Here is a 19,411-nt window from a genome sequence, read left to right on the forward strand (position 1 = left end):
TACGGGACTGCGGGCGTACGGGGCTGCGCGCGGGCGGAGTTACTCCGTGCGCAGCCCGTCCGGGCGCATCAGGCGCAGCAGGGCCGGCAGGCTGAGCAGGGTGACCACGACGGCCACGCCGCCGCCGATGCCGATCATGGACAGGACCGAAGACCAGTCGATCCGGATCGAGACCCCGGCCATCTGCATCAGCACCGTGCCGAGCGCGAGCCCGACCACCGTGGCCAGGGCCAGGCCCAGGCCGATCGGGAGGGCGGTCTGCCACAGCACGGACAGGCTGAGCGTGGAGCGCTTCGTACCGAAGGCGACCAGCGCGGACAGCAGCTTCTTGCGCTCGCGCAGCTGCTCCAGCTGGGAGACCAGCAGACTGGCGCCGATCAGCATCAGCACGACGGCGGAGCCCACGAACAGGCCGGTGCGGATGGAGGCGTAGCGGTCGTTGACCTCGGTGGCCTGCAGGGTCATGGGGGAGGCCAGCGGATCGGCCTTGAAGACCGCGGTCCGGGCCAGCTCCATCGCGTCGGGCACCTTCGGGTCCAGCTTCAGGTACACCGAGGCGGACTGGAAGCCGCCCATGCCCTTGGGGGCGGCGGCCGGGGTGACCAGCAGCCCGGTCTCCATGTTGCCCAGGGGGCCCTTGCGGGCCGGCACGGTCCGGGCGTCGGCGGGCACCGTCCAGGCGACCGGCTTCGTGTCCTCATCCTGGCTCTGCTGGTAGACGTTCCCGGCGAACAGCTTCTCGCCCGCCTTGGCGGTGTCGCCGGTCATGCCTCCGGGGTCGGGGGCGCCGGTGAGGACGAAGGCGTCGCCGTCCTTGCAGGAGGGCAGCTCCGCGAGCTCCCGGAGGGCGGCACAGGTCCCGGTGGTCACCGAGATCGACTTCTCCTCGTAGGACATGCCCGGGGTGCGCGCGGCCTGGGTCGAGCTCAGCGCGACGGCCTGGCCGACGCCCTCGGTCCCGGCCAGTGACCCGGCGAGGGCTTCGCCCCCGCCGGGGGTGCGGATCGTGACCGAGAGCGAGGCCCGGGTGGGGTCCTGGCCGGTGTCGCGGGTGTACGACGCCTGGGTGCCGGCGAAGAGCATCTGCAGGGCGATGGCTCCGGCGACCGCCACCGCGATGCCGTTGACCAGCCGGGCGGAACTGCCGCTGGTGAGCTGGAGCCGGCGGGCGGCGAGCTGCCAGGAGACCGGGCCCGCGCCGCCGATCCGGCCGACGACGCGTTCCAGTACCCAGGGGAGCAGGACGGTGATGCCGACGAGGAGCAGGACCACACCGCCCGAGACCTGCCACTGGTTGAACTGCCCGCCGTCGTTGCCCTTGCCGATCATCGGAGCCAGCAGGCCGAGCCCGGCCAGCGGGAGCAGCAGCCGCCACCAGATCCGGCGCTTGCGCGGGGTCGTCGTCCGGACCACGCCGAGCGGCTCGATGACCACGCCGCGCAGGGCGAACAGGGTCACGGCCACGGCCGCGGCGGGTACGGCGAGCGCGATGAGCGCGGCGAGCCAGGGCGCCGGGTTGAGGTCGGAGGCGAAGACGCTGCGCTGGTAGAGGTCCATGGCCGGGGCGAGCTGCCGGGCGGCCAGGAAGAAGCCGGTGCCCAGGGCCAGGCCGATCAGCGATCCGGCGGCGGCCTCGCCGGCGGCGATCCGTCGGACCATGTGGCCGTCGGCGCCGACCAGGCGCAGGGCGGCGAGGCGGCGGTCGCGGCGGTCGCCGCCGAAGCGGACGGCGGCGCCGATGAACACGGCGACCGGCATCAGCAGGGCGACGAAGGTCAGCACCACGAGGAGCGTGAGGACGGGGTCGAGCGGCTGCTTCTCCAGCGCGTTCTCGAAGGCGGTGATCCGCTTGACGTACTGGGGCGCGGTCTTCTGGAGCTCGGCGAGCCGGTCGCTGCCCGCGTAGAAGTACAGGTCGCCGGGGCCCACCAGGCCCGCGTCGCCGATGGTCGTGACGATCTTCCCGTCGAGGCGGTCGCGCAGCAGCCTGCCCTCGCCGGTCTTCATCAGCCTGTCGAGGGCGGGGGAGACGATCAGCTCGCCGGGGCCGGGGAACTTCTTCAGGCCGGGTGGCAGCGGGGCGTCCGGGCCCTCGGGCTGCACGAGCCGTCCGTCGACCCCGTAGGAGCGGTACGACTGGTCCACGTTGGCGATCAGCAGGGTGTCGCGGCCGGGCTGCTCGGCGGTGGGCGAGGTGAACGTCCGGCGCGCGTCGCCGCGCGCGTCGCGGGCGGCCATGGCGCTGGGGATCGCGCTGGTGATGAGCAGCAGGGCCACGCCGAGGCCGACGCCCACGCCGGTCAGGAGGGTGCGGGTCCAGCCCTCGCGGCCGCCGCCGAAGGCGAAGCGGGTGCCCAGGCGCAGGTCGCGGGCCCAGACCCGGAGCGTGCTCTGTCCGCCGTGGCTCATACGGCGCGCTCCATGTCGCGGGACTTGCCGTCGCGCACGACGATCTCGCGGTCGGAGTACGCGGCCACGCGGGTCTCGTGCGTGACGAGGACGACGGCGGCGTTCGTGGACCGGGCGGCCTCGGTGAGCAGTTGCATCACCAGCTCGCCGTTGAGGGAGTCCAGGGCCCCGGTGGGCTCGTCGGCGAAGATCAGCCGGGGGTTGGTGACGAGGGACCGGGCGACGGCCACGCGCTGGCCCTGGCCGCCGGATACCTCGCCGGGGCGCTTGCCGCCGAGGTCCTCGACCTGGAGCCGCTCCATCCAGTCCAGGGCGGTGCGTTCGGCCTCCTTGCGCTTGACCCCGGCGAGGCGCAGTGGCAGGGCGACGTTCTCCACGCAGGTCAGCTCGGGGACGAGCTGGCCGAACTGGAAGACGAAGCCGAACTCGCCGCGGCGCAGGGCGCTGCGCTCGGTGTCGTTCATGGCGGAGAGCTCGCGGCCGGCGTAGGTGATGGTGCCGGAGTCGGGGGTGACGATGCCCGCGAGGCAGTGCAGCAGGGTGGACTTGCCGGAGCCGGAGGGCCCCATGATGGCGACCACCTCGCCGGCGTGGATGGAGAAGTCGGCTCCGTCCAGGGCGTTGGTGGGGCCGTAGGCCTTACGGAGCTGCGTGGCGCTGAGCAGAGTGCCGGCCGGGGTCATCGGCGTACCTCCTGGGCGAGCTGGTCGAGGCGGGCCGCGGTGAGTTCGAGCCACCGCAGGTCGGCTTCGAGATGGAACAGGGCGTGGTCGCAGACCAGCTGGTCCGCGAGGTCCCCCTTGCGTTTGCGCTGGGTGAGGATGCGCATCAGGCGCAGGTGCTCGGAGCGCTGGCTGTCCAGCAGCTCCTGGGCGCTGCGGCCGGTCAGGAGGGCGAGCACGACCTTGGTGTAGAGCGTGGTCTGGAGGTACGGCTCGGGCTTCTCGGGCTGGGCGAGCCAGTCCTCGACGTCGGTGATCCCGGCGTCGGTGATGGCGTACCGCTTGCGTTCGGGACCGCCGCCGCTCTCCAGTCCGTCGACCTCGACGAGGCCGTTCTTCAGGAGCCGGGACATGGTCGAGTAGACCTGCCCGTAGGCGAGCGGGCGGTCGTGCCCGAATCTCTCGTCGAAGGCGCGCTTGAGGTCGTAACCGTGGCGGGGGCCGGCCTCGAGGAGACCGAGCAGCGTGTGACCGATGGGACCGATGGACATGGCTTCGACTGTACATGCGGTGTATACCCTCGCTGTATACGCGCGGTGTATAGCTGGCGAGGCGGGTGATGTTTCCGCAGGTCAGGGCGGATTGTCACGAATTGAAAAAGGACCCCTGGGGCTAAATGCCTCAGGGGTCCTCGGGGTGTGCGGCCGGGTCGGTCGGCGGTCGCACGGTGGTCGGCCGGCGGGTCAGTCGGAGGCCTTCGGCGGGCGGCCGCGGGGCCGGATGGGACCCGCCGTGCCGGGCAGGCGGCCGGCTTCGGACAGGGCGCGGCGGAGCAGGAACTCGATCTGCGCGTTGGCGCTGCGCAGCTCCTCGCCCGCCCACCGCGCGAGCGCGTCGTGCACCTGGGGATCGAGCCGCAGCAGCACCTGCTTGCGGGCCTGGCGGGCCGGCTTCGGTCCGGCCGCGGGTGCGGGCTCCGCGCCCTCCCCGGCCTCGGCGGGCTCAGCGGGCTCCGCGGCGCCGCCGCCGTCGGGGCTCACTGGTAGAGGGTGCCCGTGTTGACGACGGGCTGGGCCGCGCGGTCCCCGCACAGGACCACCATCAGGTTGGACACCATCGCCGCCTTCCGTTCCGGATCGAGGTCCACGATCTCCTGCTCCGCGAGGCGGGTCAGGGCGAGTTCGACCATACCGACCGCGCCCTCGACGATCTGCTTGCGGGCCGCGACGATGGCGCCCGCCTGCTGGCGCTGGAGCATCGCGGAGGCGATCTCCGGGGCGTACGCGAGGTGCGTGAAGCGGGACTCGATGATCTGGACACCGGCCGCCTCGACCCGGGCGGCCAGTTCGGCGGTCAGCTTCTCGGTGATCTCCTCGGCGTTGCCGCGCAGCGACAGGCCGCCGTCCTCGTGGGCGTCGTAGGGGTACTCGATCGCGATGTGGCGGACGGCCGTCTCGGTCTGGGTCTCGACGAACTCGGTGAAGTCGTCGACCTCGAAGACGGCGCGCGCCGTGTCCTCGACCCGCCACACCACGACGGCCGCCAGCTCGATCGGGTTGCCGTAGGCGTCGTTGACCTTCATGACGGGCGTCTCGTGGTTGCGCACCCGGGTGGACAGGGGGCGGCGGGAGGTCAGCGGGTTGACCCAGCGCAGTCCGTCGGTGCGGACGGTGCCGCGGTAGCGGCCGAAGAGCTGGACCACGCGGGCCTCGCCGGGGGCGACGGTGTTCAGCCCGCTCATGGCGATGACGGCGGCGATGGTCAGGAGGACGCCGCAGGCGATCAGGCCCGCCTTGGTGCCGTCGCTGGAGGCCGTCGCGCCGGCGAAGACCAGGCCCACTCCGGCGAGCACTCCCGCCAGTCCGAGCAGCAGTGCGAGCCCGCCGCCGACGCTCCGCGCGGGGAACTCCCGTACGCCCGCTTCGGCGACGCCCTTGTTGTCTGTCATGGTCTGCCCCGTTTTCCCTCGGTGGCCGCCGGTCGGGCGCCCTATCAAAGTGATATCACTTTTTGACGTCCACCGACAGTCCTCGGCAACCTCGCGGGCTTTCCGCGCGTCGGTTCCATATGAGTGGGTGCTGATTCTCACGTCCGAATTGACCGGTATTGGTGTTGGTTGGCCATCCTTTGTCACAACCTGCGGTGTTAGCTTTCTGAGCTGACGTCGGGGGGTAATCGAGCGGAGCAGGAGCGATGGGCCGAGCAGAAGCGCGAAAGTCGCAGCAGCAGCGCGGTGCGCGACGAGCGCCGCGGGGGCGCGCCAAGGGCAAGGGCGGGAAGCCGGGCAAACCGACCGGCATACGCCGGTTCTTCACCTGGAAGAAGATCCTCGGAACCTTCTTCGGGGCGATCCTGCTCGGCATGGCGGCCCTGGTCGGCCTCTACTTCTACGTGGACGCGCCGAACCCCAACGCCAACGCGCTCAAAGAGACCAACATCTACAAGTACGCCGACGGTTCGGTCATGACCCGCGACACCAGCGACGGCATGCTCAACCGTCAGATCGTGCCGATCGACAAGATCCCCGCGGACGTGCAGACGGCCTTCATCGCGATCGAGAACAAGTCCTTCTACGAGGACCGCGGCATCGACTTCAAGGGCATCGCCCGAGGCCTGTTCAACACGGTCACCGGCAAGGGCAAGGCCGGCGGTTCGACCATCACCCAGCAGTACGTCAAGAACTTCTACCTGACCCAGGACCAGACGGCGACCCGCAAGCTGAAGGAGATGGTCATCTCCCTCAAGGTCGACCGGAAGATGGAGAAGCCCCAGATCCTCGCGGGCTACCTGAACACCAACTTCTACGGGCGGGGCGCGTACGGCATCCAGGCCGCGGCCCAGGCCTACTACGGCGTGGACGCCGACAAGCTGACCCTGGAACAGGGCGCGTACCTGGCCGCGGTCCTCCAGGCCCCCAGCCAGTACGACTGGGCGACGGCCGGCCCGAACGGCAAGCGCCTCGTCATGATCCGCTTCAACGGCGTCCTCGACAACATGGTCGAGATGGGCAAGCTGGACGCCGCCAAGCGCAAGGACATGAAGTTCCAGGAGCCGATCAAGCCCAAGGCCGCCCCCGGCATGGAGGGCCAGAAGGGCTACCTGGTCCAGGCCGCCGACGAGGAGCTCAAGAAGCAGACCGGCATGACCGACGCCCAGCTCAAGGCCGGCGGCTGGGAGATCACCCTCTCCATCGACCCGAAGAAGCAGGCCGCCCTGGAGTCCGCCGTCCAGGACGAGCTGGAATCCAAGCTCGACCGCAAGGGCCGGGCCGTCGATGCCGCCGTCCAGGCGGGCGCCACCTCCGTGGACCCGAAGACCGGCGCGATCCTCGCGATGTACGGCGGCACGGGAATGAGCGAGCAGTGGGCCAGCAACGCCCTGCGCAAGGACTTCCAGCCCGGCTCGACCTTCAAGCCCGTCGTGCTCGCCTCCGCCCTGGAGAACAAGGCGACCACGCAGGACGGCAAGCCGATCAACCCCAGCACCCTCTACGACGGCACCAGCAAGCGCCCCGTGGTCGGCAGTGACACCCCGTTCAACCCGCAGAACCAGGACGACCACGACTACGGCAACCCGATGATGACGGTGCAGGACGCCACCAACTCCTCGGTGAACTCCGTGTACGCCCAGATGATCGTGGACGTCGGACCGAAGAACGCGAAGACCACCGCGCTCGCCCTCGGCATGCACGACCGCGACGGCTGGCCCGAGGACCGGCCGGCCATGTCGCTCGGCACCATGAGCGCCGACACCGCGGAGATGGCCGGGGTCTACGCCACCCTCGACAACCACGGCAAGAAGGTCACTCCGACCATCATCAAGTCCGCCGTGCACAAGGACCGCGAGTACAAGCCGGTCCAGGGCGTCGGCGGTCAGGCCATCAGCCGCAAGACCGCCGACACCGTCACCAAGGTGCTCACCGGCGTGGTCGAGGACGGCTCCGGGCGGGCCGTGAAGAGCTCGGCCTACGAGGCCGCCGGCAAGACCGGCACCACCGAGAAGAACGTGGCCGCCTGGTTCACCGGGTTCACCCCGGAACTGGTCACCGTCGTCGCGATGTTCGGTGACGAGCCCGGCACCCACACCCAGACCAGCCTGACCGGCACCGCCGGCGGCGGCCGCGCGGGCGGTTCCAGCTTCCCGGCCGCGATCTGGAAGGACTACACGCTCGCCGCGCTCAAGGGCGCGGACACCGGCTCCTTCGACCTGGACGACGCGGACATGGGCAAGGCCCAGACGCCGACCGGCAGCAGCTCCGCGTCGACCACGCCGAGCCAGACCACCAGCACCCCGCCGCCGGCCGGCAACACGCCGCCGACCCCGACGCCCACCCCGACCCCGACGCCGACGCCCACCCCGACGCCGCCGAAGCCGACCCCCACCCCCACGCCGCCGAAGCCGACGCCCACCCCGCCGAAGCCGACCCCGACGCCGCCGGCCCCGCCGGTGGACGTCCCGTAGGCGCGCAGCACCGTAGGGTCGCAGGACCGTAGGACCGGAAGAACACCACCGCCCCGCAGGCACGAAGCCCGCGGGGCGGTGGTGTTTCCGGGCCTACGGGCGTCTCCCGGTCAGTGGCGCTCGGGCGTCCCCGGCAGCTGGAGCTCGAACCAGACCACCTTGCCGCTGCTGAGCCGGGTGGCACCCCAGCGGCGGGCCATCCGGTTGACCAGGAACAGGCCGCGGCCGCCCTCGTCGTCGTCCCGCGCCCGGCGCTGGCGCGGCAGCTGCGGGGAATCGTCGCCGACCTCGCAGCGCAGCACGTCCGTCTTCAGCAGGCGCAGCGTGACGGGCCGCTCGGCGTACCGCACGGCATTGGTCACCACCTCGCTCACCAGCAGCTCCAGCGAGTCCTGGAGCTCCTCCAGCCCCCAGCGGCTCAGCGCGCGGCGGGCGAACCGGCGGGCCCGGCCCGGAGCGGTCTCCTCCGGGTCCAGGAACCAGTACGCGACGTCACTGGGCGCGATCCCGTCGAACCGGGCCGCGAGCAGCGCGATGTCGTCGTCCCGGTCCCCGGGGCCCAGCATGTCCAGGATGTCGTCGCACAGGGCCTCCAGCGGCGGCGGGTGGTCCAGGCCCGTCAGCTGCGCGGTGGTGGCCAGGCGCTCGCGCAGCTGCTCGATGCCGGTCCACACGTCCCGCAGCCGGGACTCGACCAGCCCGTCGGTGTACAGCACGAGGGTGGCCCCGGCAGGGGCGTCGAGCTCCACGGCCTCGAAGTCCACGCCGCCGACGCCGATGGGGGCGCCGGGGGGTACGCGCAGCACCTCGGCGCGGCCGCCCAGGTGCAGGAGGACCGGCGGCGGGTGGCCGGCGTTGGCGATGGTGATCCGGTGCGAGACGGGGTCGTAGACGGCGTAGAGGCAGGTGGCCATCCGGTCGGAGCCCAGGCGCTGCGCCTGCTCGTCCAGGTGGTGCAGGACCTCGGCGGGCGGCAGGTCGAGCTGCGCCAGCGTCTGGGCCGTCGTACGGAGCTGTCCCATGATCGCGGCGGAGGTCATGGAGTGGCCCATGACGTCGCCGACGACGAGTGCGACCCGGCTGCCGGGCAGGGGTATGGCGTCGTACCAGTCCCCGCCGACCCGGGCGGTCTCGGCTGCGGGCAGGTAGCGGCTGGCGAGCCGGACCCCGGTGGGCTGGGGAAGGCTGTCGGGCAGCATCGTGCGCTGGAGCTCGTCGGCGATGTACGCCTCGCGCCCGTAGAGCACGGCCTTGTCGATGCCGAGCGCGGTGTGGGTGGCCAGCTGGGCGGCGACCAGCAGGTCGTTCGTCTCGAAGGCCGGCCGCTCGGGGGTGCGCAGGAACACCGCCGCGCCGATGACGCGGCGGCGGCCCCGCAGCGGCGCGAGGATGGCCCGCTGGCCGCGCGGTACGGGGTGGTCAGCGCCCAGCAGCTCCGGCAGCGCGGCGCGGGCGGCGGCGGAGGATCCGAAGACGGGGCGTACGCCGCGCAGCACCTCGGCGAGGGCCCCGCCGGGGCGGATCTCGCAGAGCTCGGCGGCGGGCAGGTCACCCTGCGGGCCGACCAGGGCGAGCTGGCTGAAGTCGAGCTCGCCGTCCGGGGTGGCGCCGAAGGTGCCGCCGCCCGTTCCGGCGCCGGCGGCGGCACTGGTGCCGGCTCCGGTGAACTCGTCGATCGGCCGGAGCCGGTCGGTGCGACGGAGCCTTAAAACGACCGGGCCGACGGGGCGTTCGTCGCCCACGGGGAGGGGGTCGCGCAGGTAGACGAGGATGGCGTCGGAGAAGGTGGGCACGGTGGCCCGGCACAGCCCGAGCACGATCTCGTCGAGGTCGATGCCGCGCGCGATCCGCCGGGTGGCGGCCCCGACGAAGCGCAGCCGGTCCCCTTCGCGGCGCGCGATGGCCTCGGGGCCATTGCCCTGGCCGGGCGCGGAACCGGACCCGCCGCTGCCCTGGCCGGGCGACGCGGAACCGGCGCGGCCGGCGTTCGCGGCCGAGCCGCCCGCCGCCGCGATGCCGCGTGCGGCGTCACCATCGGGGCCCGCCCCGGGGGCGGCGCCGGGCTCCCCGGCGCCGGCGGCCCCGTCGCGCGGGCGCGCCGCACCGCGGGGGTGCGGGAAGTCGGCGGCCTGGATCTGGGCATGCGTGCGTACGTCCTCGGCCGCCGGGACCTGGGCTTTGCCGTGGCCCTGCTCCTCCGAATGACCGCCGGAGGCACTCGGCTCGTCAGTCCGACCGCCGGAGGCAACCGGCTGCGAGCCCTCCTGAGAGGTGGGGTACTCCGTCACGCGTGGCATTCCGTCCGTTTGCGCTCGATGTGCGCTGCACTCAACTCGGTCAGTCGCGGTATACCCGCTCAGCGGCGGGGACACCATCAGCCCGTGGTTCCGGGTCCCGCTCGTTACCTCTCGTCGTGCGTCGGCCTCCGGTCAATCCACGCTCACCTGGCGTCATTTGCCGGAGAAAGACCGTACGGCACCCCTGCCGACGATCTGGCGGAGGACGATCCTACGATTGTCCCCCGGGGGCGCATCAAGGGTCTCATGAGGTCATATGCGCCGGAGTGCGGTCCCAGTCCTCGGGCAGCGCCGGCACTCCCCAGGCGGGGTCCGGCCGCCAATCCTGCCAGCCGTCGCAGAACGGCGGCCCCCAGGCCTTGATCAGCTCCACCGCGGCCCGCCCCGCGTCCTGGACCCGCCGGGCCTGGTCGCCGTCCATCAGACCCGACCGCTGGGCCTGCGCGAACTCGTCCTCGTCCCGCCATTTCCACGTGCGGTCCGGATATACGGAGATGTCGAGGAAGTGGTCCTCGGAGTCGATCCCGCCGGACCAGCGGGAGCGGGGCTCCTCAAGATTCACGTACCAGCTCTTGAAACGCCAGCCGTGTTCCCAGAACAGCCACACCGACCAGGGTTCCCCGGGGCGCGCCAGCTTGAGCACGCCCGCCCCGAACCAGCGCGAGCGCACGGTGGTGCGCGGCGCGGTGTACCGGGTGGCGAGCGGCTCCTCGTGGACGGGGGTCCCGTCGGCGAGCACCGGCTTGACGCATTCGGTGCCCGGGGCCATCCACACGGCGAGGAGCTCGTCGGTGTCGCGCACCACGGTCACGGGCCGGCAGATGTGGACCCCGCCCCCGAGCCCGGGCGCGTGGTCGCGGTAGCGCCACAGGATCTGCTCCCCGGGCAGCCAGTGCCCGCCCGGCGCGGAGTCCCGTTCCGGGCCCCGCGCTCTGCCGCCCCCGCGGCCTCCGTGACCTGTCATGCGGAGATCTTAGGGCTGGGGCCCGGAACCTGGCCGCCGGGCAGGTCACCGAGGTGTCCGGGGACAGGAAACGACCGGATCCGGACCCCTGTGCGGATCCGGACCGGCCGGTTCAGGGGTGGGTCATCCGCAGGACGTCCAGGGCCTCGTCGAGCTGTTCGAGGGTGAGGTCGCCGCGTTCCACGTAGCCGGATTCCAGGACGACCTCGCGGATCGTCTTGCGCTCCGCCAGGGACTTCTTGGCGACCTTGGCGGCTTCCTCGTAGCCGATGTAGCGGTTGAGCGGGGTCACCACGGAGGGCGAGGATTCGGCGTATTCCCTGGCCCGTGCCGTGTTGGCGGTGATTCCGTCGACCGTGCGGTCGGCGAGCAGGCGGCTGACGCTGCCGAGCAGGCGGATCGATTCGAGGAGGTTGCGGGCCATCACGGGGAGCATCACGTTGAGCTCGAAGTTGCCCGCCGCGCCCGCGACCGTCATGGCGGTGTCGTTGCCCATCACCTGGGCGGCGACCATCAGGGCGGCCTCCGGGACCACCGGATTGACCTTCCCGGGCATGATCGAGGACCCCGGCTGAAGATCCGGCAGATTGATTTCGGCCAAACCGGTGCGCGGTCCGGAAGCCATCCAGCGCAGGTCGTTGCAGATCTTGGTGAGCGAGACGGCGACCGTACGGAGCATCCCGGAGGTTTCCACCAGCGCGTCCCGCGCGCCCTGGGCCTCGAAGTGGTTGCGTGCCTCGGTCAGCGGCAGTCCGGTCGCCGCGGCCACCTCGGCGATGACGGCGGCGGAGAATCCGGGCGGGGTGTTGATCCCGGTGCCCACCGCCGTGCCGCCCAGCGGGAGTTCGGCCAGCCGGGGCAGCGCCGCCCGCAGCCGTTCGACGCCGTAGCGGAGCTGGACCGCGTACCCGCCGAACTCCTGGCCCAGGGTGACCGGGGTGGCGTCCATCAGGTGCGTCCGCCCGGCCTTGACCACCGTGAAGAACTCGGCGGCCTTGCGCTCCATCGCGTCGGCCAGGTGCTCCAGGGCGGGGATCAGCTCGCGGGTGACGGCGGCGGTGGCGGCGATGTGGATGGAGGACGGGAAGACGTCGTTGGAGCTCTGCGAGGCGTTGACGTGGTCGTTGGGGTGGACGGGGCGGCCGAGCCGCTCGGTGGCCAGGGTGGCGATCACCTCGTTGGCGTTCATGTTGGACGAGGTTCCGGAACCCGTCTGAAACACGTCGACGGGGAAGTGCTCGTCCCAGCGCCCCTCGGCGACCTCGGCGGCCGCCGAGGCGATCGCGCCGGCGATGTCCTCGTCGACCACGCCGAGCCGGGCGTTGACGGCGGCGGCCGCGGCCTTGATCCGGGCCAGCGCCTCGATGTGGGCGCGCTCCAGGCGCAGTCCCGAGATGGGGAAGTTCTCCACCGCGCGCTGGGTCTGAGCTCGCCATTTGGCGTCCGTGGGGACGAGTACCTCGCCCATCGAGTCGTGCTCGATCCGGAACCCGGCGGGGGGCTGCTGGGCCTGCTGATTCTGGGTCATGTGTGGTGCCTCCTCAAAAAGTTGAGCAATTGTCTTGTTCGGACTGTTCCCAACTCGCTTACTGGCCAGTAAATACCGGGGGTAACACTGATATCGGGGAGGCGTTCATGGCACGTGCCCGTACACAATCCAGGCTCAGATCTACCTTCGCCGCCGGCGCGGCGGTCGCGGCCGTCCTCGGCGGAGTCACCGCCATCACCCCCATGGCCCACGCGGCGACCGCCGCCGGGTCCTCGGCCACCCCCCTCTCGCCCGAACTGGAGGCCATCCGGGCGGCCGAGGCGACGAGCATCTACGGAGACTCCGCGATCCGCCCGCTCGCGGACCGCAAGACCGGCCTGATCTCGCTCGGCGACAGCGAGATTTCGGGCGAGGGCGTCGGCAACTACGACCCCGCCACCAACACCTCGGCCAACCAGTGCCACCGCTCGCCCGACTCGGCGATCCACCGCACCGGCATCCCGGCCGACTTCACCTTCAACGTGGCCTGCTCCGGCGGGTACACCGGCAACATCAGGATCGGCGGGAGCAAGCAGTACGCCGACGAGCTGGTCCAGAGCGACAGCCTCGCCATCAAGGCCCGCAACACCAAGATCAAGATGGTGCTGCTGGTGGCCGGGGCCAACGACGACCTGCAGTTCGGTCCGGTCATGACCGACTGTGTCACACGCTGGGTGCTCAGCCAGGGCACCTGCGAGCCCAAGTACGGTCCCGGCTGGCAGGCGCGCGTCGACGGCCTGAAGCCCAAGGTGGAGTCGACGATCGCGGACCTCAAGACGGTCATGCGCGACGCCGGCTACGCGGACTCCGACTACAAGCTGGTCGTGATGGGCTACCCCAGCCCGATCGGCCCCGACTTCAACGACAACCCCGACTTCCCGGGCAAGCTCCCCGGAGGCTGCGCCGGCTACGACTCCGACGCCGCCTGGGGCCGCAACTACGCCGTGCCCACCTTCGAGAAGGGCATGCGCGCGGCCGCCCTCGCCGCGGGCGCGACCTACCTCGACAACTCGCGGCTCTTCAACGGCCACGAGGTCTGCATGGAGGACACCTGGGCCCGCGGCCTCTACCTGGACCTCGGGGACCACTTCCCGTGGGACGAGAACACCGCCCGCCAGTCCTTCCACCCGAACTACCGCGGCCACGGCGCCTTCGCGTCGTGCCTGACCCAGCTCTACACCTCCGGCCTGCGCGAGGCCTCCTGCGCCGACCCGGCGAGCACCGGCACCCCCGTCCTGCAGGCCGGGGCCTGGGACGACCTGTACAAGCCGCTCAAGAACGAGGCGACCGGCAACTGCCTCGACGCCAACGGCGGCTCCAGCGCCAACAACACCAAGATCATCGGCTGGGACTGCCACGGCGGGCGGAACCAGGGCTGGTGGTACGACTCCGCGAAGAAGTCGATCCACGTCCAGCTGACCCAGGACCGCTGCCTCGACGCCCCCGCCGGCAACTACGGCAACGGCACCGCGCTGATCATCTGGAACTGCCACGGCGGCCCCAACCAGCAGTTCGTCCGTGACGGAGCCACCATCCGGCCCTCCGCCGCCCCGGGCATGTGCCTGACGGTGGCCGCGGCCCACGAGCCGCTGCGCCTGCAGACCTGCAACGGCTCGGCGAACCAGCGCTTCGTGTAACAGCCCCGCTCGACGTACCCCCGCACGACGCGACACCCCCGCACCACACAACACCCCCGCCGCACACGTACCCCCACCACGCCCGGCCGGCGCACCCCGGTCGGGCGTTTCCATGTCCGGGCCGGGACCGCGCGGGCCGCGGGCTTTGGCGGCGGTTTGGGGAACCTCTGGCGGGCCTCAGCAGCATGGAGGACGTCCCACCCCCACCCATCCTCCCGAAGGAGGTGCATCCACATGAAGAAGATCCAGATCCGCAAGGCCGGTCCGGTCCGCCTGACCTCTTCCGCCTGCTCGCACTACCCGAGCCCCGCCTAACCACACCCGGGCGAGTTCGCGTACGGGCGTCCCCGGTCCTTTCCGGGGACGCCCTCCCCGGCCCCGGCCCGGCCGACGAGAGACGGAGCGCCCGCCATGGCGGAGCCGGCCCACCTCAGCTCTGACGACATCCCGCTGGCCCTCCACCCGCTGGTCTACCTGGAGGACGGCGACGAGGTCACCATCGGACGCAGGGACACCGAGTCCTACGCGATCTTCCCGCCCGACGGAGCCGAACTCGTCCGCCGGCTCCAGGAGGGCGCCACCCCCGCGCAGGCCGCCGACTGGTACGAGCACACGTACGGGGAGCGCGCCGACGTCGGTGACGTGGTCGAGGCCCTCCGCGAGCTCGGGTTCGTGCGCGCCGAGGGCGAGGAACAGGCGGACCCGGAACCCGTGCGCTGGCAGCGGCTCGGCCGGGCGGTCTTCTCCCCGGCGGCCTGGCTCTGCTACGGGCTGGCCGTGGCCTGGGCGGTGGTCAGCGTGGTGCGCAGGCCCGAGCTCCTGCCGTCCCCGCAGGACCTGGTCTTCAGCCACTACTACGCGGTGATCACCCTCGTCCTGCTCGTGGTCGCCGTCCCGCTGATCGCGCTCCACGAGATCTTCCACGCGCTGGCCGGCCGCCGCCTGGGCATCCGATCGCGCACGAGGATGTCGTACCGGTTCTACTTCCTCGTCGTCGAGACCTCGCTGGACGGCCTGGCCGGCGTGGAGCGCCGCAAGCGCTATCTGCCGATCCTCGCCGGGATGGTCGCCGACACCGTACTGATCAGCCTCGCGGTCATCGTGGCCGGCTTCACCCACGGCCTGACCGCCAGGCTGTGCCTGGCCGTGGCCTTCACGACCTTCATCCGGGTGCTGTGGCAGTTCTTCCTGTACCTGCGGACCGACGTCTACGTCCTGATCACCACCGTGCTCGGCTGCGTGGACCTGCACACCACCTCGTTGCGCATGCTGGCCAACCGGGCCAACCGGCTGCTGGGACGCACCGACCGGCTCACCGACGAGTCCCTGTGGCACCCCGTGGACCGCCGGGTCGCCCGCTGGTACTCCTGGCTGCTCCCCGCCGGATACGCCCTCAGCCTGAGCACCTTCCTCTGGGGCATCGGCCCGGTCTTCCTCAACATGATCTCCGCCTCGCTCGACCGGTTCGGCGCGGGCCACGGCGCGACCTGGGTCCAGCTCCTCGACGCCGCGGTCTTCCTCGTCCTGACCTTCGCCCAGATCGCCATCGCCCTCTGGCTCGCCGCCAGGGAGCGCATCCGCAGCCGGCGGGCCCGGCTCCACCACGTCATCGCCTGAAATCCGGGCCCTCCCTCCCGGCCGCACCCAAGGAGTCATCGATGAGCGGGCACCACTGGATCTCCGCGCCACACCATCACGAGCGCGAAACGCTCCTCGCCGGCCTCGCCCTGCCCCCGCTGCTCGCGTCCGTGGACGCGCACCGGCGCCTGCGCGGCCCGTACACCGCCGCCGGTACGCTGCTGCGGCTGCTGGCCCCCGAGGCGCTGGAGCGGAGGCCCGCCCTGGCGGCCCGGCACTACATCGAGCTCCAGGAGAGCACCCCCGAACTGGCCGCGCTGGTACCTCCGATCACCCATCACATCGAGGAGCAGTCGACCGCCGGAGAGGTGAGCCGCTACCCGGCCCGCCTGCACTCCCTGCGCGTGGCCCACGGCATCGTGGACTTCCTGCTCGGTGCCCTCGCCGACGCGCAGCGCGGCCCGCGCACCCTGGTCGTGGAGAACATCCAGCACGCCGACGTCACCGACCAGGAGTTCCTGGCGGCCGCCCTGCGCCGGATCCCGCCCGAGCTGCTCACCCTCGTGCTCTGCTCCGGCACGGAGCGGCTGCTGGACCCGCCCGGGTTCCCCTCGCTCTCGCTCCCGGAGGCGCTGGCCGCGTACACGACGACGACGCGGGGCGCAGGCTCCGTACCGCCTGCGCGTGCTCCCGGTCCGCAGGCGGCCCGGGAGTATGTGGACGGGGACTGCGTGGCCGAGGAGCCGGCGCTGACCGAGGCCTACGAGCGCCTCGGCGCGGCCGAGCGCGCCGCACTCCACGACCGCCGGGCCGCCGAACTCGCCGAGCGGGCCGAGCGGGAACCCTCGCTCCGGCTGGGCGCCCTGCCGTACCACCTGATGCGCGGCTCCGACGCGGCCGGCGCCGGGGTCGAGGCCCTGCGCGCGGCCCTGCTGCGCTGCAAGTACCTGGGCTTCTACCACATCGCGGCCGAACTGGGCGATGAGGGAAGGCGGTTCGTGGACCCGGCCGAACGCCCCGAACTGTGGTGGGTGTTCATCCGGGAGTCCGGGGTCTGCCTCGCGGCGGCGGGCCGCCCCGACGAGTCGGCCGTGCTCCAGGAAGAAGCACGCATGGCCACCCTGAACCCCGCGCACCACATGAAGCTCGCCTACGAGATCGGCATGCTCTACGCACGCCACTACCCGGAGGAGCGGCGCGATCCGCGCCGGGCGCGGGCCTGGGTCAACACGGCCATCGCGCTGGCGGACCTGCTGCCGGACCCCAAGGAACGGTCCTTCTACTCGGTCTTCAACCGCAACGGGCTCGCCCTCGTGGAGGTCCGCGACGGCCGCCCCGACGAAGCGCTGCGGCTGCTCGACGAGGGGATCGAGCGGCTCGGCCGGGAGCTGGGTCTGGGGGAGAAGACCTGGCACCGGGTCGGCCTGCGCTACAACCGGGCCCAGGTCAACAGCATGAGCGGGCGGCTGGAGGCGGCCCTGGAGGACTACGCCGAGATCATGGACGCGGACGACGACTTCGCGGACCACTACTTCAACCGGGGCAACATCTTGCGCAAACTGGGCCGCATCGAGGAGGCCATCGCCGACTACGAGCGGGCCCTGTCCCTCGAAGCGCCCTTCCCGGAGGCCTACTACAACCGGGGCGACGCCCGGCTGGAACTCGGCGACACCGAAGGCGCCCTGGCCGACTTCGACCGCACCCTGGAGCTGGAACCGGGCCACCAGGAGGCGCTGCTCGGCCGGGCCGGCCTGTTCGCCGACGCGGGAGAGGCCGAGGCGGCCCTCGCGGACGTGGACACCGGGCTGTCCCTGGCCCCCGGCCACGCCCACCTGCTGTGCCTGCGGGGGCGGCTGCTGGCGGAGGCGGGCCGGACCAAGGAGGCCGCCGAGGCCCTCGCGGCCGCGCTGGCCGGTGATCCGGGGCTGGCCGAGGCCTGGGCCGTCAGGGGCGAACTGGCCTACCTGGAAGGCGATCTGCCGGCGGCGGCCGCCGATTTCGACCGGGCGGTGGAACTGGCCGACCGGCCCGACTTCCGCTTCAACCGGGCCGTGGTCCACGAGGCGGCCGGCCGGTTCGCGGAGGCGGCGACGGACTACGACGCGGTGTACGAGGCCACGGGCGACCCCGACGCGGTCCGGCAGCGGGACTCCTGCCGGCGCGCCGCCGAGCGCAGCACCGTCTGAGGCGGAGCCGACCGGATGAGCCTGCGGCAGCGGGAGGAGAGGCCGGAGCCCCGTCCGGGGTCGGAGTCCCGGCCGGGGCCCGAGCCTCGGCCGGGTGGCCCGGCGGTCGATCCGGCGGCCGGGTTCACCGAGGCCATGGCCCGCGTGGTGTCCGGGGTGGCGGTGGTCTGCGCGCGCCGCGCCGACGGGAGCCCGTGCGGGCTGCTGGTGTCCTCCCTCAGCTCCTACAGCGTGGCCCCGCCGTCCGTGATGGTGGCGCTCGCGCGTGGTTCGCGTACGTACCGGGCCATGGAGGCACGCGTGGGCACGTCCTTCGGGGCGCACCTGCTGGGCTCCGCGGACGAGGCCCTCGCGAAGGTGTTCGCGGGGCGCTCCCGGGACAAGTTCGAGGACGTGGTGTGGGACTGGGACGACGGGACGCCCCGGATCGCGGGCGTCCCGGTCTACCTCAAGTGCCGGGTGGCCGCGGTCCTTCCGCACGGGGACCACGTGGTGCTGGTGGCCGAGGTGACGGGGTGCACGGTGGCGGACGGCGATCCGCTGGTCTACTACCGGCGCCGCCTCGGCTGGCGCCTGGGACCGGGCGGTCCGGGTGCCGCGGGGCCTACGGGCGAGCGGGGCGGTTCAGTGCCCGGCGCTCTGCAGGAGCCGGGGGCGGCGACATCGGCCGTGCACGGGGGCCGACGGATGTAAGCCGTGCAGCAGCGCCCGCTGCACGGCCTGGAGCCCGGGCCCCGGCTCGATGCCGGTGCCCGCGACGACGACGCTCCGGGCGCGGGCGAAGGCGTCCAGCGCCTCGGCCCGCCGGCCGGTGCAGGCCAGGGCCAGCATCAGCTGTTCGTGGAAGGCCTCCCGCAGCGGGTGGCGGGCGCACAGCTCGGCCAGATCGGCGACCACCTCCTGGGCGCGGCCCGCGCAGATGTCGGCGCCGATCCGGTCGTGGAGCAGCGCGAGCCGCTCCTCCTCCAGGCGGACCGCGTAGTACGCGGGCAGTCGCGCCGGGCCCAGATCGGCCAGCGGCCGGCCCCGCCACATCGACAGCGCCCCCGAGAAGGACTCGCTGGCCGCCCCGCAGTCCCCGTCGGCCAGCAGCCGACGGCCGCGCGCGGCCAGGGCCCGGCAGAGGTCCAGGTCCAGCTCACCGGGTGCCACGGACAGCACGTAGCCGGAGCCCGCGGTGCGGAGCACCGGGTGGCGGCGCGGGTCCCCGCCCGTGCGGCCGTGCTCCGGGTCCAGCGTCCGGCGCAGCCCGGACACGTACATCTGCAGGGTCGCCGCCGCGGATCTCGGCGGGTGCCCGTCCCACAGCTCGTCGATCAGCATGTCCGCCGAGGCCAGCCGGTTGGCGTGCAGCAGCAGGACCGCGAGCAGGGCCCGGTGCTTGAGCGGGCTCGGCGTGCACACCGCTCCGGCCCGGCGCACCTCCAGCGGCCCCAGGACGAGATAGCGCGGCCCGGCGCCCGCGCTCTCCCGGCTCACGCTCTCCCGGCTCACGTCGACCGCCGTGCGTCTCATCCTGTGCCGTGTGCCGCTCATGCCCAGCCACCTCGCCCGCGCCACGGCGCCGGTGGGCGCCTGTCCAGTCGTCGGCCAGGCGCGCTCGCGGACGGATGCCACCGCACTGCACGCCACGGCATACGTTCGAGGTTCACCGACCGGCTGTCACGAGTGCGAACCAGCCAATACGGG

14 protein-coding genes are annotated in these 19,411 nt (G+C 72.3%); 5 read left to right on the plus strand and 9 right to left on the minus strand.

Features of this window, described 5'->3' with window-relative positions; translation table 11 throughout:
• Positions 1–39: 39 nt before the first annotated feature.
• From OHU74_RS23255 to OHU74_RS23275, 5 genes are all read right to left on the minus strand, one after another.
• Positions 40–2,409 (minus strand): ABC transporter permease, encoded by a 2,370-nt coding sequence (locus OHU74_RS23255; protein WP_371617676.1) that lies wholly within the window; start codon positions 2,407–2,409, stop codon positions 40–42.
• A complete protein-coding gene (locus OHU74_RS23260) occupies positions 2,406–3,092 on the minus strand; it encodes an ABC transporter ATP-binding protein (protein ID WP_371617677.1) in 687 nt (228 codons plus the stop codon). The genes OHU74_RS23255 and OHU74_RS23260 overlap by 4 nt, the downstream gene beginning before the upstream one ends.
• On the minus strand, positions 3,089–3,622 hold the full coding sequence (locus OHU74_RS23265) for a PadR family transcriptional regulator (RefSeq protein ID WP_371617678.1): 534 nt from the start codon (positions 3,620–3,622) through the stop codon (positions 3,089–3,091). The genes OHU74_RS23260 and OHU74_RS23265 overlap by 4 nt, the downstream gene beginning before the upstream one ends.
• A gap of 192 nt (positions 3,623–3,814) precedes the next feature.
• Entirely contained in the window at positions 3,815–4,111 is a 297-nt protein-coding gene (locus OHU74_RS23270; protein WP_371617679.1) for a hypothetical protein, read from the minus strand.
• The gene (locus tag OHU74_RS23275; RefSeq protein WP_371617680.1) at positions 4,108–5,019 is read right to left on the minus strand and encodes an SPFH domain-containing protein; all 912 of its coding nucleotides are present in this window, start codon (positions 5,017–5,019) and stop codon (positions 4,108–4,110) included. Before OHU74_RS23275 ends, OHU74_RS23270 begins: the two co-directional genes overlap by 4 nt.
• A gap of 245 nt (positions 5,020–5,264) precedes the next feature.
• Here OHU74_RS23275 and OHU74_RS23280 point away from each other — a divergent pair, with 245 nt between their 5' ends.
• Complete coding sequence (locus tag OHU74_RS23280) at positions 5,265–7,532, plus strand: transglycosylase domain-containing protein (RefSeq protein WP_371617681.1); 2,268 nt, start codon at positions 5,265–5,267, stop codon at positions 7,530–7,532.
• 110 nt (positions 7,533–7,642) lie between these two features.
• Here OHU74_RS23280 and OHU74_RS23285 read toward each other — a convergent pair whose 3' ends face one another.
• From OHU74_RS23285 to OHU74_RS23295, 3 genes are all read right to left on the minus strand, one after another.
• Complete coding sequence (locus OHU74_RS23285) at positions 7,643–9,829, minus strand: SpoIIE family protein phosphatase (RefSeq protein WP_371617682.1); 2,187 nt, start codon at positions 9,827–9,829, stop codon at positions 7,643–7,645.
• 244 nt (positions 9,830–10,073) lie between these two features.
• Complete coding sequence (locus OHU74_RS23290; protein ID WP_371617683.1) at positions 10,074–10,793, minus strand: DUF402 domain-containing protein; 720 nt, start codon at positions 10,791–10,793, stop codon at positions 10,074–10,076.
• Positions 10,794–10,905: 112 nt separating this feature from the next.
• Positions 10,906–12,321, minus strand: a complete 1,416-nt coding sequence (locus OHU74_RS23295; RefSeq protein ID WP_371617684.1) for a class II fumarate hydratase — start codon at positions 12,319–12,321, stop codon at positions 10,906–10,908.
• Positions 12,322–12,428: 107 nt separating this feature from the next.
• On the opposite strand from OHU74_RS23295, the gene OHU74_RS23300 reads away from it, so the two are divergent.
• The 4 genes from OHU74_RS23300 to OHU74_RS23315 all read left to right on the plus strand — a co-directional run bounded on the left by OHU74_RS23300 (position 12,429) and on the right by OHU74_RS23315 (position 18,415).
• Positions 12,429–13,958 carry a ricin-type beta-trefoil lectin domain protein gene (locus tag OHU74_RS23300; protein ID WP_371617685.1) on the plus strand — a complete coding sequence of 510 codons (1,530 nt, stop codon included), beginning with the start codon at positions 12,429–12,431 and terminating at the stop codon, positions 13,956–13,958.
• 411 nt (positions 13,959–14,369) lie between these two features.
• Positions 14,370–15,575: a hypothetical protein gene (locus OHU74_RS23305; RefSeq protein ID WP_371617686.1), complete on the plus strand. Its 1,206-nt coding sequence runs from the start codon at positions 14,370–14,372 to the stop codon at positions 15,573–15,575.
• A 41-nt stretch (positions 15,576–15,616) separates the two neighbouring features.
• On the plus strand, positions 15,617–17,722 hold the full coding sequence (locus tag OHU74_RS23310) for a tetratricopeptide repeat protein (protein ID WP_371617687.1): 2,106 nt from the start codon (positions 15,617–15,619) through the stop codon (positions 17,720–17,722).
• 15 nt (positions 17,723–17,737) lie between these two features.
• Positions 17,738–18,415 carry a flavin reductase family protein gene (locus OHU74_RS23315; RefSeq protein WP_371617688.1) on the plus strand — a complete coding sequence of 226 codons (678 nt, stop codon included), beginning with the start codon at positions 17,738–17,740 and terminating at the stop codon, positions 18,413–18,415.
• On the opposite strand, the gene OHU74_RS23320 is transcribed toward OHU74_RS23315, so the two are convergent.
• A complete protein-coding gene (locus OHU74_RS23320) occupies positions 18,347–19,237 on the minus strand; it encodes a BTAD domain-containing putative transcriptional regulator (protein WP_371617689.1) in 891 nt (296 codons plus the stop codon). The two genes, OHU74_RS23315 and OHU74_RS23320, sit on opposite strands and share 69 nt — an antisense overlap.
• Positions 19,238–19,411: the final 174 nt, after the last annotated feature.

The organism is Streptomyces sp. NBC_00454, assembly GCF_041434015.1.
Classification (GTDB): Bacteria; Actinomycetota; Actinomycetes; order Streptomycetales; family Streptomycetaceae; genus Streptomyces.

Coding starts and splice junctions, on each gene's coding strand:
- OHU74_RS23320 (WP_371617689.1), bottom strand. CDS start 19,237: ATGAGACGCACGGCGGTCGACGTGAGCCGGGAGAGCGTGAGCCGGGAG.
- OHU74_RS23315 (WP_371617688.1), top strand. CDS start 17,738: ATGAGCCTGCGGCAGCGGGAGGAGAGGCCGGAGCCCCGTCCGGGGTCG.
- OHU74_RS23255 (WP_371617676.1), bottom strand. CDS start 2,409: ATGAGCCACGGCGGACAGAGCACGCTCCGGGTCTGGGCCCGCGACCTG.
- OHU74_RS23285 (WP_371617682.1), bottom strand. CDS start 9,829: ATGCCACGCGTGACGGAGTACCCCACCTCTCAGGAGGGCTCGCAGCCG.
- OHU74_RS23305 (WP_371617686.1), top strand. CDS start 14,370: ATGGCGGAGCCGGCCCACCTCAGCTCTGACGACATCCCGCTGGCCCTC.
- OHU74_RS23300 (WP_371617685.1), top strand. CDS start 12,429: ATGGCACGTGCCCGTACACAATCCAGGCTCAGATCTACCTTCGCCGCC.
- OHU74_RS23260 (WP_371617677.1), bottom strand. CDS start 3,092: ATGACCCCGGCCGGCACTCTGCTCAGCGCCACGCAGCTCCGTAAGGCC.
- OHU74_RS23290 (WP_371617683.1), bottom strand. CDS start 10,793: ATGACAGGTCACGGAGGCCGCGGGGGCGGCAGAGCGCGGGGCCCGGAA.
- OHU74_RS23275 (WP_371617680.1), bottom strand. CDS start 5,019: ATGACAGACAACAAGGGCGTCGCCGAAGCGGGCGTACGGGAGTTCCCC.
- OHU74_RS23280 (WP_371617681.1), top strand. CDS start 5,265: ATGGGCCGAGCAGAAGCGCGAAAGTCGCAGCAGCAGCGCGGTGCGCGA.
- OHU74_RS23310 (WP_371617687.1), top strand. CDS start 15,617: ATGAGCGGGCACCACTGGATCTCCGCGCCACACCATCACGAGCGCGAA.
- OHU74_RS23265 (WP_371617678.1), bottom strand. CDS start 3,622: ATGTCCATCGGTCCCATCGGTCACACGCTGCTCGGTCTCCTCGAGGCC.
- OHU74_RS23295 (WP_371617684.1), bottom strand. CDS start 12,321: ATGACCCAGAATCAGCAGGCCCAGCAGCCCCCCGCCGGGTTCCGGATC.